General features: G+C 68.5%; 15 protein-coding genes. 4 read left to right on the top strand and 11 right to left on the bottom strand.

The window, feature by feature from the left end; all coding sequences use genetic code 11:
- The first annotated feature begins 148 nt into the window (after window positions 1–148).
- Together Q2K19_RS22505 and Q2K19_RS22510 are read left to right on the top strand one after the other, a co-directional pair.
- Window positions 149–388: a hypothetical protein gene (locus tag Q2K19_RS22505; protein ID WP_302763483.1), complete on the top strand. Its 240-nt coding sequence runs from the start codon at window positions 149–151 to the stop codon at window positions 386–388.
- Between the two features lie 50 nt (window positions 389–438).
- On the top strand, window positions 439–1149 hold the full coding sequence (locus Q2K19_RS22510) for a GNAT family N-acetyltransferase (protein ID WP_302763484.1): 711 nt from the start codon (window positions 439–441) through the stop codon (window positions 1147–1149).
- Window positions 1150–1172: 23 nt separating this feature from the next.
- Here the strand turns inward: Q2K19_RS22510 and Q2K19_RS22515 are convergent, their stop codons facing one another.
- The 8 genes from Q2K19_RS22515 to Q2K19_RS22550 form a co-directional block, all read right to left on the bottom strand.
- A complete protein-coding gene (locus Q2K19_RS22515) occupies window positions 1173–3233 on the bottom strand; it encodes a hypothetical protein (RefSeq protein ID WP_302763485.1) in 2061 nt (686 codons plus the stop codon).
- Window positions 3163–4494, bottom strand: a complete 1332-nt coding sequence (locus tag Q2K19_RS22520; protein WP_302763486.1) for a Gfo/Idh/MocA family protein — start codon at window positions 4492–4494, stop codon at window positions 3163–3165. Before Q2K19_RS22520 ends, Q2K19_RS22515 begins: the two co-directional genes overlap by 71 nt.
- A 28-nt stretch (window positions 4495–4522) precedes the next feature.
- Window positions 4523–5563, bottom strand: a complete 1041-nt coding sequence (locus tag Q2K19_RS22525) for a glycoside hydrolase family 130 protein (RefSeq protein ID WP_302763487.1) — start codon at window positions 5561–5563, stop codon at window positions 4523–4525.
- A gap of 34 nt (window positions 5564–5597) precedes the next feature.
- Entirely contained in the window at window positions 5598–6425 is an 828-nt protein-coding gene (locus tag Q2K19_RS22530) for a carbohydrate ABC transporter permease (protein WP_302763488.1), read from the bottom strand.
- A 34-nt stretch (window positions 6426–6459) separates the two neighbouring features.
- Complete coding sequence (locus Q2K19_RS22535) at window positions 6460–7440, bottom strand: carbohydrate ABC transporter permease (RefSeq protein WP_302763489.1); 981 nt, start codon at window positions 7438–7440, stop codon at window positions 6460–6462.
- Window positions 7440–8732 (bottom strand): extracellular solute-binding protein, encoded by a 1293-nt coding sequence (locus Q2K19_RS22540; protein ID WP_302763491.1) that lies wholly within the window; start codon window positions 8730–8732, stop codon window positions 7440–7442. The genes Q2K19_RS22535 and Q2K19_RS22540 overlap by 1 nt, the downstream gene beginning before the upstream one ends.
- Entirely contained in the window at window positions 8729–9814 is a 1086-nt protein-coding gene (locus Q2K19_RS22545; protein WP_302763493.1) for a LacI family DNA-binding transcriptional regulator, read from the bottom strand. The genes Q2K19_RS22540 and Q2K19_RS22545 overlap by 4 nt, the downstream gene beginning before the upstream one ends.
- 1464 nt (window positions 9815–11278) lie before the next feature.
- Window positions 11279–11971 (bottom strand): hypothetical protein, encoded by a 693-nt coding sequence (locus Q2K19_RS22550; protein ID WP_302763494.1) that lies wholly within the window; start codon window positions 11969–11971, stop codon window positions 11279–11281.
- 1835 nt (window positions 11972–13806) lie between these two features.
- Here Q2K19_RS22550 and Q2K19_RS22555 point away from each other — a divergent pair.
- On the top strand, window positions 13807–14859 hold the full coding sequence (locus Q2K19_RS22555; protein WP_446839790.1) for a trypsin-like serine peptidase: 1053 nt from the start codon (window positions 13807–13809) through the stop codon (window positions 14857–14859).
- Between the two features lie 248 nt (window positions 14860–15107).
- Here the strand turns inward: Q2K19_RS22555 and Q2K19_RS22560 are convergent, their stop codons facing one another.
- The 3 genes from Q2K19_RS22560 to Q2K19_RS22570 form a co-directional block, all read right to left on the bottom strand.
- Window positions 15108–15329: a hypothetical protein gene (locus Q2K19_RS22560; RefSeq protein ID WP_302763496.1), complete on the bottom strand. Its 222-nt coding sequence runs from the start codon at window positions 15327–15329 to the stop codon at window positions 15108–15110.
- Window positions 15330–15391: 62 nt separating this feature from the next.
- On the bottom strand, window positions 15392–15793 hold the full coding sequence (locus tag Q2K19_RS22565; protein ID WP_302763498.1) for a hypothetical protein: 402 nt from the start codon (window positions 15791–15793) through the stop codon (window positions 15392–15394).
- A gap of 459 nt (window positions 15794–16252) precedes the next feature.
- Entirely contained in the window at window positions 16253–17080 is an 828-nt protein-coding gene (locus Q2K19_RS22570; protein WP_302763500.1) for a hypothetical protein, read from the bottom strand.
- A gap of 447 nt (window positions 17081–17527) precedes the next feature.
- Between Q2K19_RS22570 and Q2K19_RS22575 the strand changes: the two genes are divergently transcribed.
- Entirely contained in the window at window positions 17528–18043 is a 516-nt protein-coding gene (locus tag Q2K19_RS22575) for a putative immunity protein (protein ID WP_302763503.1), read from the top strand.
- Window positions 18044–18139: the final 96 nt, after the last annotated feature.

Here is an 18139-nt window from a genome sequence, read left to right on the forward strand (position 1 = left end):
CCTTCTCAAACACGCACTGAGTCTGTACTTCTACGAGCTGCACGGCGTGGAGAAGTGCGCCCACTTCATCCATCGGGGGCAGGTGCTCGAGAGGTCGATGGGCCTGCGGGGCGCCTTCAGAGACCGCCCGCAGCACATTTTCGGGGTCGTGAGCGAACTGCTCCCGACGACGGTCATCTACCCGGCCAGCCTGGCCGGCTGGCTGTTCGTCGCGTTGGAAGGCCTTCACGGAGAGTGGCTCGGACTGCCGAGCCGACCGCTCGTCACGCTCGCGGCGCTCATCTTGGGCATTGCAGGTTCGGCGATCGCCGTGCGCGTCATGGAAAGAACCCGTCCCGCCCGCCGCAAGAGCCTCGAACTACGTGAGGCGGCAATGCCGCCGTCGTAGGGAACGTCATGGGCGCTGTTGCGTTGGCTAACTCGGGGTGAGGTGTTCGGATGGGTGAAGCTGCTGCGCGAATCTCGGCCGCCCACGCCGATACCGCCGATCTCACCCCGGCCGGCGACGACTGGGCGGTCGTGTCCGGCGTGCCGTGTCAGCACATCGCGCTGCCCTACCCGTGGGCCACCACCGGGCGCGTCCTGGCGTTGCCCGGTCCGCCCACCGCCGACCAGGTGACTCAGGTGGCCGCCTGGCTGCGCGCCAGATCACCGCAGTGGACGCTCATGGTCCGTGCCGAGGACGAGCACCAGGTCGCCGGCTTCCAGCGGTGGGACCTGATGCCCGTACTCGCCCTGCAAGGTCAGCCTCCATCGCGCCCGCGATCGGTGGCCGCCATCGGACCGGCCCGTGACCGCGACGAGTTCCTCGTCCCCTATGGAGCCGAACTGGCACCGCTGGTCACCGACGCCCACCTTGCCGCCGGACGGATGCATCACCTGGTAGCGCGGGTCGGCGGCGAACCAGTCGGCTGCGCGCGGGTGAGGCTCATGGCCGACACCGCGTACCTGGGAGCCATCACCCTGCTTCCCGCCCGGCAGTGCAAGGGACTCGGCACCGCGCTGACCATCGCCGCGGGAGAACTCGCCGCCAGGTACTCAGACCTGGTCTGGCTGCACTGCACCCCAGGTTCACGGGCCCTCTACGAACGGCTCGGGTACCGCCACGTCGACGACCATGCCCTACTCGTACCCGTACCAGGGACCTAGTTGGTGGATCGCGGGCCGACGCCCTACCTTCGTACGAGGGTGAAGCCGCCGGGCAGCACCACCGCCGTCACGGTGGTGCTCCGCGCGTAGGCGCGGCGCCGCAGAACGCCCGCTGCGTCGTACGTTTCGATCTCAGCGGCCCCCGAACCGGGAACGGTGACCGTCAGGGTCCGCGGCGCGTGAGCGGCACTGCGCAGCATTGCCGTTGTGTGCCCGCCGCCCCCAATGACGTACCGGGAGACCAGCGGTTCGAGCATGACCGCGTCCACGACGGCGTCGCCGCCGGTCGAGGTGGCGACCAGCTCGGTAGCGCCGGAAGGTAGCTCTCCGGATCCGGTCAGCGCCACGGGGAGCAGCGCCCCGGGCGCCGGTGAGGTGCCCTGGGCGCCGATCCGTCCATGTGGGACCCTGCCCAGGGCTTGGCCGGCGCCACGCGTCGGGGTCGACCATTCGGTGACGGCCGGGCTGCCGGGCCGCAGATCGACGACGGGAAGCACCAGCTGGGGCTGGGCGGCCGCGGGCACCTGCCAGTGGGTGCTCGCGCCGGTGGGCATCACGACGTAACTGCCGCCGCTGAAGGACGACTCTCCGGTCCACGCCGAGTCCGGGGTGACCACGGTTGCGCCGCCAGTGAGCACGGCCTGCTCGGCCTCCACCGTCGTCGTGCCGATCCGCTCCACGATGTGGCCCTGCCTGGCGAGCGCGGCCACGTCTGGTCGGGCGTCCAGCGCCAGCATGCTGAGCAGGCCATGGATCGTGGACTCCGCGCCGGAGTTGCGGTTGACCGTTCCGTCGCCGCCGATGCCGTCGACGGTGCGCCCGGTGGCAGGGTCGTACGTGGCTGTGCCGGCCCCGTTGGCACCGAAATACCAGGCGGCAGTGATTCCGGCAAGGTGACGGAATCCGGCACGGCCGGTGGAGTCGGCGACGGCGAGCAGCGACTGCACCCGAGAGTCCACCCCGTAGGCGATCTGCGACCGGTCCACCCGGGTGGGCAGCCGCCCGTTGTCCGGGCCACCAGAGGTGAGCAGCCACGGAGTGAACACGGCCGAGTCCGTGACCGCCGGCCGGATCAGCCGACGATCACCGAGGACCTGGCCCGCTCGCGCCAGCGCGGCGGGCATCTGCGACGCCCAGCCATGCCAGATCGACAGGGACAGCGCCCACGGGCGTACCGCGCCGAACGGCCACTCGCGGGCGTCGCCGTCGGAGAGAGCCGCGATGCCCTCGGCGAACTGGCGCAACGCGTGCCGAGCAGCTGTGGTGCCGCCCGCCTCCACGTACGCGGCCAACCCGAGGACGGCCTCCGCGGTGGCGTCCGCACCGTCCACGACAAGCCATGCTGGTGTCCGTTCGCCGTCGATCATCTGCCAGGTGCCGTACCGGACGAGCACTTGGCGCTGCAGCGCGGCGATGGCGAGGTCGAGCCGTTGCCGCAGGAACGACGCGAACTCCGGGTCGGCGGTGCGCCAGGCGGCGTACCCCTCGCCTAGGGCCCAGACGGTGCGCGCCAGCCAGTACGAGGGGCCGCTGTCGGACGGGTCGGGCAGTTCCTTCGGCTCCGCACTGGGGTTGAGCGTCCCGTCCGGCTGCATCCACAGCACGTCGTTGCCGGCGTTCGGCCCGGTCGCCGTCTGCAGGTATGTCAGCCCGCGCAGCAGCGCGTAGGAAGCGTCGCGGCTGGCGGCGGCGCCGGTCTGCCGCCAGTGCCGCAGGTATACGACGGCGGCGCGGGAAATGTCGTCGGCGTTGTAGGCGCCCTGGCCCCACGTGTTGGTGGCCGCGTCATACCGGCCACCGCCCACCCGGCGGAAGGTCCCGTCCGAATTCGGCTCGGCGTACGTCCAGAGCACCCCGATCTCGGGAGATTCGGCGAGCCGGTAGGTGGTATGTCCTTCCTGGGTGGGCGGGCTGACCCGGTCGCGAAGGAAGTCCAGGTGAGCCAGGTTGGTCAGGGGTTCCGCGGGGGCGTATCCGGCGACGCCGGCTTGCCGGGGGTGGGTGGTGGCGGCCTCAGCTGGTGCCGACGTCAGCAGGGGAGTGGTCAGGGCGAGGCTCCCCAGCAGCAGCGAGCGACGGTTCATGGCGGACTCCTCGGTCAAAACGGTTGGTGGGCTGGGGGAAGACCGGTCCCGCGGAGGCGATCGCCTCCGTTGCCTGGCCCCCGATGTGAACGGTGCGGTCCTCACGGGCGGAGCGGCGAGCGGCGACGGCGACCGACACTGCCGCGGATCCCTCGGCGACGCCGGCCGCGGGCCGTTCTCCGGTCCGGATGCAGCGAACGAAGTCGACCATCGCGGCCCGCACGCTCTCGGCGTAGACCTGCTGTTTGGCGGCTTCGCCCCCGAGGTCGATGGTGACCCGGCAGTGGTGCGGCAGCCGATGCTCGCGGCCCCGCTCCCGGGCCGCCTCCGGCCCGGCGTTGCGGTGCACGGTCACCTCGATGGTGGCGCGGGAGTTGAGCCGGTAACCGTCGACGGCGAGCAGTTCCCCGGTCCGGGCCGGCAGGCCCTGGACCAGCACCGCGCCGCTGTCGTCGGTCCACAGGTCGAGTGCGGCGTGCACCGGAATCCACCCGCTGATTCGCGCCTCGGCGACGCCGAAGTCGATTCGCATGAGCTGGCGCTCGCAGCGGTGGGCATGGCTGAAGCCGTGGGCGAAGGTCGCCAAGGCGCCGTCGGGGTGCCGCGTGGTCGCCACAGCGAGGTCAACGAGGTCTGTCCCTGGGCGTCGCCCGACCATGCCCTGGACCGCCTCGGGCGGTGCACCGATCAGTGCGATGGCCGCGTCGAAGAAGTGCACGCCGTGCTCGACGAAGATGCCGCCGCTGACCCTCTCGTCCCAGAACCAGTGGTCAGGGCCGAGGTCCTCGTCACTCGCGTCGTTCTCGAACGCCAGCCGCCGCACCGGGCCGAGCAGGTGCCCCCGCAGCCGCACCAGCGCACAAAGGATCGGGTTGTAGCGCAACACGTGATCGACGACCAGAGCGCGCCCGCTGGCGGTGACCGCGGCTTGCACCTCGGCGGCAGCGGCTTCGTCGGTGGCCAGCGGCTTCTCGCAGAATACGTGTCGACCGGCGCGCAGCGCAGCGAGGGCTAGCGCGGCGTGGGTCGCCGGCGGGCTGGCGATGACCACGGCGTCCACGTCGTCGGAGCCGATCAGGTCCCGCCAGTCGGTCAGCGGCCGGGCCGTCAGCGCGGTGGCCAGCTGGGTGGCCCGCTGGGCGTCCGGGTCGGCGACGGCGGTGAATCGAATGTCGGGCAGGTCATGTACGACGCCGGTGACGAACGCGGCGAACCGGCCGGCCCCGACGACCCCGATGCGCAGAGCTGTCGGCCCGGTCACGGCAGGTGCCCCGTCGGGTCGAGGTCGCTCATGGGCGGCGCTCCAGCCGGGCGACGCCGATCGTCGTGTCCGCCATTCCATAGAAGACGAAATGCACTCCGTCGACCTGCTCGATCGCGGTGGGAAAGACGACATTGGGCACCGTGCCGGTGCGTTCGGCTTCGGTCTCCGGCAAGAGGATCGGCTCGGCGGTGCGGGCGAGCACCCCACCGGGGTCGGCCGGGTCGAGCAGCATCGCCCCGGCACCGTACTCGACACGTTGCGCTGCGGGGTCGAAGCCCTGCGGGATGTGCCCGGTCACTCCGTGGTGGATGAGCAACCAGCCTTCCGGGACCCGCAGCGGTGGCGGACCGGCTCCGATCTTCAGCGCTTCAAAGGGGAACTGCGGCAGTGCGACGCACCGATGATCGCGGGGGCGAGCCAGCGCCGTGAGGTCAGCGTGCACCTCGTCGGCCGGAATGTAGGAGATCCAGATGCCGGGCCGCTCATCGGTGATTCCGGCCGGCAGGTGCACTCCCTCGCCCGGACGGAACCAGCCCAAGTCCCACATCGGCCGGTGAAGCAGGGCGTAGCAGGGCCGGCCGCCCGGGCCCGGCACCGGTTCCGGAAAGAAGACGGCATCCTTGTTGGGGAACAGGTTGAGGTCCGTGTCCAGGTCGGGTTGGTAGGCGAATTGCACCGGCCCCAGCCGCTGCCACGAACGTAGATCGGTGGAGACCGCTAGGGCCAGGCGGGGACCGAGAGGGCCGTACGCGACGTACGTCATCAGATGCCTGCCCAGACTGGGCACCCAGGTCGTGCGCGGATCCTCCACCCCGGCGTTGTGCAAGCCTCGTTCCCAGCCCTCGTCCGGTGCCAGGACGACACCCTGCCGGCGGACCCCGACCGGTATGCCGTCACGCAACTCGACCTCGGCCAGCCCGACCCGGGACACGTTGCCGGTGGCGACCAGCCGGGGCAGCAGATGCAGCCGACCGTCGGGAGTACGCCCACTCGCCGGATTGAGTACCCCCGCGGCTTCGAACGGCTCTTCGGGATCGGGCGCCATCACCACGCCGAGCCGGACCAAGGTGTACGGGACAGTGGTCGAGAGGTGTGGCATGTCAGCCCTTCACGCCGGAGCCGATGTCGGTGGAGACGAAGTGCCGCTGAAAGGCCACGAAGAGTCCGACCGCCGGCGCGGCCAGGACGCAGGCGCCCGCCAGGATGGCGCCGTACGGGTTGGCGGCCCGCGACGCCACATTGCTGATGTAGTTGGCCAGGGAGACCGCCAGTGGCTGCATGTGCGCCTCCTTGGTTATCAGGAACGGCCAGAGGAACTCGTTCCACGGCCCGATGAAAGTCAGCAGGACGGCAGTCAGCAGCGCCGGGCGTACCAGCGGGAGGGCGACCGACCAGAGGACCCGGAGTTCTCCGGCGCCGTCAATGCGGGCGGCGGCGAACAGGTCGTCGGGTAGTTGCAGGAAGAACTGCCGGAAGACGAAGACGGCGGTGGTGTTGATCGCGAACGGAAGGATCATGCCGAGATAGGAGTCGGCCAGCCCGTAGCCGCGCACGATCAGCACGTAGAGCGGAATGAGCAGCAGTTGGAACGGGATCACCTGGACCAACAGCACCAGGGCGAACAAGGTGCCCCGGCCCCGGAAATGCAGACGGGCCAGCGCGTAGCCGGCGAGCACGCCGAAGACCACGGTGCCGAGAATCACCCCACCGGTGAAGATGCCGGAGTTGACCAGCGAGCGCACCAGATCGACCCGGGAGTTGATGTCCCGGTAGTTGCCCAGGGTGAGCCCGGATGTGGCGAACACTCCGCCTACCGAGGTGTCGGGTTCGGACTGCAGGGAGCCGATCAGCATGTAGTAGAAGGGGAACAGGAACATGAGAGCGCCGGCGAACATGACGGCGTAACGGAGCAGCCTGGGCCATCGCATGCCAGCGCCCCGCTCGGCGGTCGATGATGTCACGTCAGTCCCTCTCGATCAGTCGGCGATTGACGGCCGAGATGATCAGCACCCCGATCACCAAGAGCACACCGATGGCCGCGGCGACGTCCGGCTCGCCCTGTTGGATGCCGCGCTGGTACATCACCAGGACCGGGGAGGCGGACGCCCCGTTCGGCCCACCGCCTCCGGTGAGCAGATAGGGCTCCGTGAACAGGTTGGCGCCGGTGATGGTGGCCAGGATGACCACGAGCGCGGTCGCCGGGCGGACCGCAGGCACGGTCACCGACCGGAACTGGTGCCACCGTGACGCACCATCGACCGCCGCCGACTCGTACAGCTCCTTCGGCACGTTCTGCAGCGCGGCGAGGTAGAGCAGGATGAAGAAGCCAAGCTGCTTCCACACCACGAACACCGCGATGACCGGCATGGCGAGGCTCTCGTTGACCAGCCACGACGGCTCGGGCGCCAACGAGCCGAGCAGGGTGTTGACCAGTCCGTTGGAGTTGAACAGGAAGAGCCACACGCCGACGACGGCGACGCTGGCGGTCACGTACGGGACGTAGAAGGCGACCCGGAGGAACGCTCGAGCATGGACGACCCGGTTCAGCGCGACCGCCAGCAGCAGGGCCAGCGCGGCCGTGAGCGGCACGTTGATAATCAGGAAAATCAGGATGTTGCCGAACGACTGGCGAACGGCCGGGTCGGTCAGCACGGCACGGTAGTTGGCCAGCCCGACGAACGGGCGGTCGACCACGGCGCCGGGCGCGGCGAAGAAGTAGTCGTGGAAGCTCATCCAGACCGCAAAGCCGAGCGGGTAGGCGAACACCACGGCGATGTATACGGCGTACGGCGCGGCCAGGACCATGCCCACCGGGTGGCGGCCGAGCACGGCCGCCACCCGGTTCCGCGAGACACGGAGCGGGCCGCCCACGGCGGAGGATGTGCCGCCGGTACGGGCCGCGGGCCCGGTCGGAGTGGCGGCGCCGGCGTGGGCGGTGGACATCAGGAACCGGCCGCGAGCTGGTCGACCTTCTGCGACGCGGCGGAGAAGGCATCGGGCACCGGCTTCTTACCGAAGATCACCGACTCCGAGTACGCGTCCCGGAACGCCTGCCAGATAGCCACAGAATTCGGCACGTTCGGCACCTCGACGGTGCGGGCCGCCTGCTCGGCAAACTGTTGGTAGGCGGGGTTCTTCGAGAAGTAGTCCGGGTAGACGGTCGGCAGGTCCTTGCGCAGCGGCATCTGGCCGGTCTTGTTCAGCAGCTCGCCGTCCTGCTCCTTGCTCGTGGCGAACTTGAGCACCTCCCAGGCGGTAGCTCGGTTCTTGCAGGCCGAGTACATGGCGACGTTCTTCGCATCGCTGAAGGTCTTGATCTGGTCGGCCGACTTTCCGGCCGAGGTCGGCACCGGCACGGCACCCCACTTGACCTTGCTGCCGTAGACCGCGATCGCCCACGGACCGACGATCGCCATGGCGGACTTGGCGTCGCCGAACGCGTCGCCGTTGTACGCCTCCTTCGGCGCGAGACCCTCGTCGTACAGCGTCTTCCAGAACTCCGCGACCTTCTGACCCTCCGGCGAGTTGAACGTGGCCTTGCCGTTTTCCACCAGTTGCTTGCCATCGGTCTCAGCGGCGTACAGCGGATAAAAGTCGAACCAGGGCTGGAAGAACTCGCTGGCCGGTGAGGGCCAGATCGCAGCCTGGGCGGCCTTCGACGACCTGATCTTTCGAGCGGCCGCGAGGAACTCGTCGTACGTGGACAGCGCTGGCTTTTCCGCGTCGAGGCCGGCCTTCGCGAAGATCTGCTTGTTGTAGAAGATCATGACGGGGTTGGACTTCCAGGGCAGCTGGTAGAACTTGCCGTCCGGGGACTTGTACTGGTCGGCCGTGTCGCCGGTGCGATCCGCGATGTATTGAGTGGCGCCCTCGAAGGAGTCCAGCGCGACCAGGCCACCCTGCTTCTGAAACTGGGGTACGGCCGCAGGGGCCGTGTTGAAGATCAGACACGGTGCGTTGCCGGCGGTGATTGCGGCGCCGATCACTTCCTCCGACGTCTTACCGGCCGGGAGCTCCTGTGCGGTGACCTTCTGGTCGGCGTGCTGCGCGTTCCACGCCTCGACCATGGCGTTGCCCCAGGCCAGCTCCTCCTTGTTGTTGGAGAGCCAGATGGTGATCGGGCCCTTGGCGGCGTTGGCCTTGTCTGCGTTACCGCCGCCACCGCCCCCGTCGCCGCAACCAGCGGTGACGGCGAGGGTGACGGTCAGGACGACTGCGGGGACGGTGCGTCTCATGTCTTCTCCAATCCGGGCGGGTGTGACGGCCGCACGCCGGTCTGGCGGCGCCGCCTGACGGGCTGGGGTGGTGGCGCTGTGGAGCTGCGTACGACCAGCTGCGCGGGAGGCGCCGGGATGTCGGCCCCGGGCCCGCCGTCGATCAGGTCGAGGAGGGCGTCTGCGGCCGCTCGGCCCCAGCCGAACGGGTCGGTGCGGACGGTGGTGAGCGGCGGAGTGACGTACCCGGCCAGTTCGGTGTTGTCGAACCCGGTGACCGACAGCTGACCGGGCACATCGATGCCGTACTCCAGCGCGACGGACAGTCCGGCGATGGCCATCAGATCGTTGGCGTAGACGACGGCGGTCGGCCGGTCGACCTGGTCGAGCAGCGCGCGCGTGGCCTGAGCTCCACCGGCCGCCGAGAAGTCCGCCTCCACCACCATGTCGGTGGGCAGACCGGCATCCGTGAGCGCGCGCTCCCAGGCGAGCCGGCGGACGGTTCCATGCAGGAAGTGGCGGGGTCCGGCAACGTGAGCGATGCGACGGTGCCCGAGCTCGACCAGATGGTTCACCGCGGCGGCGATTCCCGGGCGATCGTCGACCAGTAGAGCAGGGTAGCCGCTGGCCACGTCCGGTCGAGCGATCGTGACGGCCGGCATCTGGAGCTCTTGGAGGAGGGCGATCCGCCCGTCGCTTATCCGCAGGTCGAGGAGGAAGACCCCATCCACCCGTCCATCCGCCGCGAGGCGCCGATAGCTGGCCTCCTCGTCCGATTCCGGCACCATCTGCAGGACCAGGGCCTGTCCCCGGTCGGACAGGGTGCGCTCAACGCCGGCGATGAAGGCGGGGAAGAACGGGTCGGCGCCCAGCAACTCGGGGGGACGGGCGATCACCAGGCCGACCGCGAACGCGCGGGAGGCGGAGAGGGCGCGGGCCCGGTGGCTGGGCGTCCAACCGAGCGCCCGGGCGGCCTCGAGGATGCGGTTCCGGGTCTCCTCGGCCACGCCCGGCCGACCGTTGAGCGCGAACGACACCGCGCCTTTCGACACGCCGGCCGCGCGGGCGACATCGCGGATCGTCGGTCGACCTGGTCGTGCCACCCACGCCTCCTCGGCGACGATGCAATAACCAGAGTGTTGCGTGAACCGCTAAACCGGTTTGTCTACGTACGCTAGACCGGTTTAGCGCAGCCCACAACCGCACAGTCCAAAGCAGAAGATCGATCTCAATGGCACGGGCTGGAGCATGGGGGACTGCTGACGCAGGCGCAGTGGGCCGACCTCAACCCCTACCCCAGCGCTGGTTGGCCGTGATGTGCCGATCGGCTGATACTCGACGGGTGATCTATGCGGCAGCGGATGGACTTGGCCGGCGCCATGGTCTTCCCCGGTCTGACCCTGCCGGACCTCGCCGCTCACCTGCATGACGCCGATGACCCCGACGCCCACCGCTGGCCGCACGACGCCCGGCTGCTGCGTGCCCTCGTCGCCCGGCGAGAGGACCCGTCCGTACCCAGCGTCGGGTCGCTCGTTCCATGCCGCGGGGCAGATGGCCGACGTTAGGAACACTGTCCCCGCCTGACCGTATGGGTCCATGTCGGGCCCGGATCGGGGGAGCGCGTTGGGAGCAGGCGGATGTACTGAACGGCGTTGAACTGCACTCAACGGCACCGAACGACGCCCAACCGCATACGCCCCCACCTGCGGTCTTGCGTTTTCCCAGGTCAGGGTCGGTGCAGCGTCCTGCTTCACATGGAGTGCTCAGCCGTATTGAGAAGCCGTCGACGGCGCTCTATGCCGCCTGGTAGGGGAGTATCCGCAGGTCGCGGCGGTAAGGAGCTCCCAGACTACATGGCCTTGCATTTGGGAGCAGATTGGGTGCAGCTTGGCGAAGTGGTCACCGCATCCGAAGTGCTCACCGCGACCGGGCAAGGGACAGCGCGCTGACCTGCGGCGATGTGGGCGAGCGGGCCGGCGTGACCTCCCAGGGAAGACCGAAGAGGTCAGCCTTCGCCGCTCCCCGCCTGGCCGGTGCCGGCTGTCGTCGTGGAGCCCGCTGACGCCACTCAAGAGAGTCTGCCGCATCGGCGTACGGCTCTGGGGCCGGCCGTGTTGCTGGCGGTGTAGATCCCGGGGGTTGAGACTCGAATCCCACCAGCAGCCTCCTGGCCAGGGCTTCTTGCTTGGTGACCTCTTCGGCGCACCCGAAGTTGTCTTTAACGCGGACCTGGGCGAGGTGCTCGCCATGTATGCCGTCGGAGGCCGGCGTGGTGAAGCATCGCGGGCGGTGACGCTCATTGCAAGATCAGGACAAGGTGAGGGCGGGTGGTGACTGCTGGGCGTCGAGATCGGCGACAGCATGCGGGGCTGGCACAAGACGCACCATCGCGAACCCAGACAGCCCGGCGCGGCGGAGCTTTCAGGTGTTTCCGGGGTTTGGCTGAAGGGTTGAGGGGCTGTGGTGGACGGGGCGGGTCGGGATCGCCGAGGTGACCGGATCGGTGGCGGCCGGGTCCTCGCGTCGCAGGCGTGCTCGTGCTCGTGCGCGGCTTTCGTCTGGGCCCGTCATCGCCCGGGGACGTGGTCCGGTGTGTAGGCGGCGCGGAAGAAGCCACGGACCAGGGTTTCACCGATGCCCAGGTTGTGTTCGAACGTCGTCGGCTTTGTGGGGGCGCCGGTGTCGAAGCTGATGAAGGTGTCGTCGCGGCGGCCCCGGTTGGGGTCGTACACCTGCACCTTGATCCGGGTCCCGGTCACGCTGTAGCCGAAGGCCAATACCTGGTGGTTGAGGGCCAAGTCCCGGGGGTCTGTCGAGGCCACTGTGACGACTCCGAGCGGAACCGGCACGCCGCGATCGAGATCGGTCGAGATCTGTGGCCATTGGACTTTGATCGTGCGCCAGCAGACGCCGCGTTCGATGAGAACGCGGCGGCCGAACATCGTGAAGCTGCGGTCCCCGTCGGGCAGGCTCATCCACTGGTAGTACTGGACGATTCCGGCGGGCACATGCCAGGAATCGACCAGGCGACGGACGAGGAAACCGTAGAGCGGGTCGTCCGGCGCGGGTCGCTCGGGAGGCGTGGCCAAACCGGCGTGCCAGTAGTCCAACGCCGAAAAGACCATTCCCCCGCACAGGCCGGCGGAGGCGTCGCCGAGACGGATGGGGCCCAATGGGGTGGGCAGGACGACCGCCGGCTGCGTCGGCCACGCATTGACGAATGCGAAGCCGTCCCGTGATGGCAGAAAGCTCTCCAGCATCGGACTCTCCCAGGCGCCAGCGCCCGCCGGGGGCGCTGACCGACACTTCGGTCCCTTCAACGCTAGGCGGGGCAATCGATGGGAGCGGTCGCCACCGCGACAAGGTCGCCTTTCCGACCGCCGATACCGGACCTGGGTAGGCCTCTGGACCAGCAGCATGACGGCCTGGTCGCGGGCCGACGGCGCCCGCGCACGAACCGGGGGAAGGTCGTCGTGTTTGGGCGTGCGAGCTACGGGTGTAGCCACTTCCAATGGGCGACGCAGATGTGAGTCTCGAAGATGGTGCCCTTGGCACGTCGATCTCCGTGTACGACCTACCCGCACCTTGACCCAACCGGTACACGATGGTCGTTTAGGTTAGGGTGTGGCGGGCGGAGCAGAACGGATCCGACGCTGCCCGGCGAGCGGCCGGGTCCACCCCCGCTCACCTTCCGCACCCGGCTTGCATGTGCGAGCGGGTGAGTCGCGCATGGCGCGCAAACTTTGGAGCAGCTGTTGACTGATGTAACCGCGCATGACTCAAGTCCGTTCCGTGAAGCTTCGACAGCAGATGCGCCCTTCGACTACACACCTGCCGTCGACGTGAGTCCGGCTGCGATGATCCGTCTGCGCACCCCGTTCGATGCCGAGGGTGACGCCGACCGGAAGCCGGCGGCCGCGCCCATCGCCGCTCGCTAGGCCATCGCGACGCCACGAAGCCCAGCCGGCAAGGGCTACCACGCGCTTCTGCCTGCTGGGCTTCGAACACATGTGACCTGTCCTGAATGTGGCAGCCGAGCCCTCCTCGGAGATTGGCTTGGTCATGGGGACAGATTTGGCGAGTGGACCTTCTACGTCGGCGAGCTGGCCGTCTCGTTCAACAACTGGCCAGCGCTGAGCGAGACCTTCCTCGCCGAGTTGGGCAACCGGCTTGAAGCACGCTGGCGCGTCGTCTCTGAGCACCGATGAACAGAAGGCCAGCTCCCATAGCTGCTATTTGGCACACCGGCAGGACTTCCGGGAGCCCGCCGAGCACGTCGATCAACTGCGACACCGGACACCTCCGGCCAGCGCTCTCAACTGCCGTTGATAAAGCGCGGCGTCCGCGAGTGCGCTCGTCACCTCCGTACCCACCGTCGGGTTGCTCGCTTCCGTGCCGCGGGGCGGACGGCCCTGCGCAACGCAGACTGTCCCGCCTGACCGTCTGGGTCCACGAGGGGCCGGGATCGGGGGAGCACTTTGGGAGCAGTCGGGTGCACTGAACGGCGTTGAACTGCACTCAACGGCACCGAACGGCGTTCAACGGCACCCACCCCGACCTGCGGTCTTGCGTTTTCCCAGGTCAGAGCCCGCGGAGCGTCCTGCTTCACACCGGAGTGCTCAGCTATTTTTCGCTGCAGTCGACGGTGCTCTATGTTGCCTGGCAGGGAGTATGCGCAGGTCAGGGCCGTAAGGAGCCTCTAGGTGGCCCGGCCTTGCATGTGGGAGCAGATTGGGTGCACGTTGGCGAAGTGGTCACCGCGTTCGAAGTGCTCACCGACGCGGGACAGGGAGGACGAGGGCTTTGACCTGCGGTGATGCGGGCGAGCGGCCTGGTGTGACCTCCCAGAGAACACCGAAGAGGTCATGCTTCGCCGCTCCCCGATTGGCCAGTGTCGGTTGTCGTCTCGATCCCGCCGACGCCAGTCACCAGGGTCTCACCGCATCGACGGCGCCGGCGCAAGGGCTGCACGATGCGGGATCCGGCAGCGCAGGCGAGTGCGGACTAAGTGGATGCCGCGCAACCGGAAGAATTTTCTCTTTTCATTCATATTTTCATGCGAGTCTTAGCACCCTTCATCGCTCGACACATGCAGATGTCTCGACTGTCTTCGCGTGTCGCGCCCGGGCAAGGGAGGGAGAACGTCGTGAAACCAGCCAAGCAATGGCCGGCAGTTTCCGGCCTGGTGCTCACACTGGTGTTCGCCGGAGCGTCCGCCGCTGAAGCGAAACCGCCCGCAGGTGACCGGCTTGGTAACACCACCACCGTCGCTCGTACCCACGACGGTCGTGCGGTTACCAGCGCCGCCGTCGCGAATGAGATCGCCGCTTTCTGGACGCCGGAGCGTATGGCGGCGGCCGTCGATCTCGACTTCGCGAGGCCCGCGGGTGCGTCCGCGTCGCCGAGTGCGGCGCCGAAGCCCAGCGGGCCGTCGGGTTCCATCGCCCCGAAGGCACCGACCACCGCGGGCACCGATGAGGTGGGGACTCTGCTCAACGAGTCGCAGGCCGTCGGGAAGGTTTACTTCACCACCCCCGGCGGCGGTCTGGCTTCCTGCTCGGCCAGCACCGTCTCCAGTGGCAAGCGGCGCTTGGTCATGACCGCCGGGCACTGCGTGCACCAAGGCGCTGGCGGCACCTGGTACAGCAACTGGCAGTTCGTCCCCCGCTACCGCAGTGGGGCACGCCCGTTCGGCACGTGGGTCGCCTTGTCGCTGTCAACCCGCACCGCGTGGGCCAACAGCAGCAGCTTCAGCGAGGACATGGGCATCGCCGTCATGAACACCAACGGCTTCGGCCAGCGGATCGTTGACGTGGTCGGCGGCCAAGGTCTCCGCTGGAACTGGGGCTACAACGTCAACGTCACCGCCCTCGGCTACCCATCCAACCTCGGCGGCGGCGAAATCCAGTACTACTGCCAAAGCAGCACCTGGTGGGCCCACGACCAGGTCATCCGCATGTGGTGCAACATGACCTACGGCTCCAGCGGCGGACCCTGGCTCCAGGAATACAACGACACCAACGGCCTCGGCTACATCAACAGCGTCGTAAGCCACGGCGACAACCCGGGCAACGGCCAGTTCGACGGCCCCTACTTCGACAACGACATCAAAAGCCTCTACGACTTCGCGGAAAGCACCTCCCCGTAATCGGGCGTAGCTGCCGCTGGGCCCTGGCCACGGGGTGGTCAGGGCCCAGTCGATATAACCAGCAGAAGAGCAAGATCCCAGCCAGCCGCTAACCTGGCAAATCCTGCCCGTACGGCTCGACCGGGATCATCGAGGACGAGGACGAGGACGGCGGCTGACCGTCGCTACATCAACCAGCGCCAAGCGGCGGTGTGGGGCTGGTCGACCAGGCTCCACACCACCGCTCAGATCGTCCCCCTTCAGCCACATCAGCGCTGGCTGCTCGACTCCTCATCGGCGGCGAGCGTTGCGAGCATCTCGGCGCGCAGCTGCCGACGCACGGCCGGAGCCGCGGCGACGGCGGCCGCGAGCATCTCGGCCAGAATCCGGTGCCGGGGCAACATCCCGCCAAGATCCCGATGCAGCCCATCGACGGCAGCGTCCAGCGCCCCGGCGGCGGCTTCGGACACGTAGATGGTGTGCCGGGTCATGCCCGCCGGGGCCCGACGACCGCCCGTCGTTGGAGGCACGTCCGCGTCGTGTTGTCACCGGCTCAGGTGTCGTACAGCCCGTCCCATGGCTCGTGAAAACCGAGGCGATCTGGATACAGCTCCGCCCAGTCGACGTGGCTACCGTCACCTGCCCGGTCGCCGGACTCATCGACCAGCCCAAAGACGACGTCGTCGTGTTGGGTCTGGAACAGCTGAACTGCGATGTCGCCATACACCTTGCCGGACAGATCCGCGAGCAGTTCTTCGAGCGCGCTACCCAGCACGCCCCGATCCTCAACCCGCACAATCGTCGACCGCCGGTACGCACCATCTCGGTCGAAGAGGTGTACGTATGCGTGGTGACCGTATGCCGAAGCGAGAAACGACCCGCCGTCGTACCGGCCGATCGTACCCGTGCGGTAGTCGGGCTCGTGCGCGATGGGAATCAGCCTCGGTACAGGCACGTGCTCAACGTAACGCAAGACTCGGACTGCTCGGGTTGCGGATCTTCGAAGCCTGCGGTGCCAACATCAGCGACCTCGGAGAGAAACACGGCCACCGCGTCCTACGGGTTCACGGCAAGGGCGGCATGGCCGTCCTCGTCCCGCTGCCCGCCGTGGCCAGGGCCGATCTAGGGTCGGGCTCACCACAGACATCCCGCCCACCGAGCGTTGGCAGAGCGTCGAGAACCTGTCGGCGGAAGCGTCGTGGCCGGGGAGCTCGCCGAGATCGCGGCCTGCCGGATCGTCATTGCGACGGGTCACCATGAGGCCCGGTGCAGCCATCGCTGGATGCGGCCGCCCTGCCGCGAGTGTTCCGCGCCGGGTTGTGTGGACACGAGCTTGGGCTGCCCGGTTCTGGGCAGCCCAAGCGACATTCGGTCTCGCGTCAAGGGTGACGCAATAGGGGGAACCCGTTTTCCGTCAGCCGCGGCGGCTGAGCTGCACGCTGTGCTCCTCGTAGTCGGTGCCGCACTCGAACGGGCCGCAGGCGACCGCGAATGTCACGGACGCGCCCTTGCCGCCGGTGAACTTGGTCCCTGAGAACGGGTAGACCTCGACCGACCAGGGGTGGTCCGCGCCGTCACAGGTCACATCCATCCCGCCGTAGCCGACCACCTCGCCGCGCCCCACTCGCTGGTGCAACTCGACGTCGAGAAACGCGAAGTCGACGACGCCTCTGCAGTTGATCGTGCCGCGCACCGTCGCGGCGCCGGTACGCGAGTTGAAGCCCGCGGTGGGGTCGACCGTGACGTCGATGGTGGGCGGCGGCGGGGCCACGTCGACTGTCATCGCCAGCGATCCCCCGTTGCCGCTGCCGTCGCTCTGGTCGTCGATGACCAGGAGGTGGTAGGTGGTGCCCGCGGTCGTCGGGAAGCCCACGGCACCCGGTCCACATGCCACGATTTCGAACGCCCCCGGGGTGCCCGTCACGACGAGCACCCCGGCCGTGTAAGACGACTTGGAGACGTCCACGACAAGGGCGCCGTCGGCCGTCGGCGTCGTCGAGTACCACACGCTGGCGTCGGTGGCCGGTGCGCCACAGGTCGCGTTCGCGTTGGCGTCGTCCGCGTCGGTGGTCGCCCCGCTCGTGTCAGCCGTCGTGGTGAACGGCACCGAGCCGATGGCGATCGAGCCGCCGAAGGTGTCGTTGGCCGGCGCGGCGGCCTGTGCCGGACCCGCCCCAAACAGGACCGTGCCGGCGGTGAGCAGTGTCGCCCCGATCAGATGGGTGGATTTCCTGACTCGCATGCGGTTCCCCAATCCTTGGGCACTCCGGGTGCCCGCCATGGCCCGCCCCGTGCAGGCGCACATCCGATAGACGCGCGGAAAGGCCAGACAGGCTGCGCGGTGTCGCGTATCCGATCGAAGGCTCGCCCTCTACAGCAGGTAAACCCCCGTTCGGAGGCGCGCCGCAGGGTGGTGTCGGGCTGAGCCGCCGCCATGACGCCGGCCCAGCGGTCACCGCCGCCGATGACACAGCAGGGAATCCCTACAAACCAGTGCAGCATCCGGACATGCCGCGGATAGCGAAAGCCCGCTCTTGCCGAATACAGAGCGTACTCGGGGACCCGTGCCAGGTCGCACGACACCGAAGGTCGGCTCTGGTGCTCGAACGGCGCTACGGTTGAGGAGGCGGCCCGCCCCCTTCGGCGCCCTGTGGGGTTGCACGGACACAAGCAGAAAGAGCGCCGACCCATGATCCTCCCGAAGGTTCGGGACCCTCGCTTCATCACGCTTCGTCGCGGTGGGACCCTCACCGATTCGGATCATCATCTCCTCGCTCTTTGGGCGGCGTCGTGCGCGGAGCACGTCCTTCACCTGTTCGAGTCGGTTCAGCCCGAGGACCCACGACCACGGGAAGCGATCGAGCACGCCCGCGCCTGGGTGCGTGGTGAGGTCAAGATGGTGCAGGCTCGCGCGGCGGGCGGCCGTGCCATGGGCGCGGCCAGAGACCTGCGTGGGGCGGCGCGGCATGCCGCGTACGCTGCCGGCCAGGCCGGGGCCGTCGCACACGTGGCCGCGCACGAACTCGGTGCGGCCGCCTATGCGATCAAGGCCGCACGTGCTGCGGCCCCGGACGGCGAGAGCGATGCCGCAGGGCGACTCGAGTGCCGATGGCAGCGTGACCAACTCCCGGAGGCGATCCGCGAGCTCGTGCTCGATGACCAGCGGCTGCGGAACGAAATCTGCTGGTCGGTGTTTGACTGCTGAGCGGGCATCGGGGTGGGGGTGCGCGCCCCCCATCGAACATCCGCGTCCGCGATGAGCGCGCTACCCGACGTCATCGACCTGGTTGGCGCCGTTGGG

The organism is Micromonospora sp. NBRC 110009, assembly GCF_030518795.1.
In the GTDB taxonomy this organism is placed as follows: domain Bacteria; phylum Actinomycetota; class Actinomycetes; order Mycobacteriales; family Micromonosporaceae; genus Micromonospora.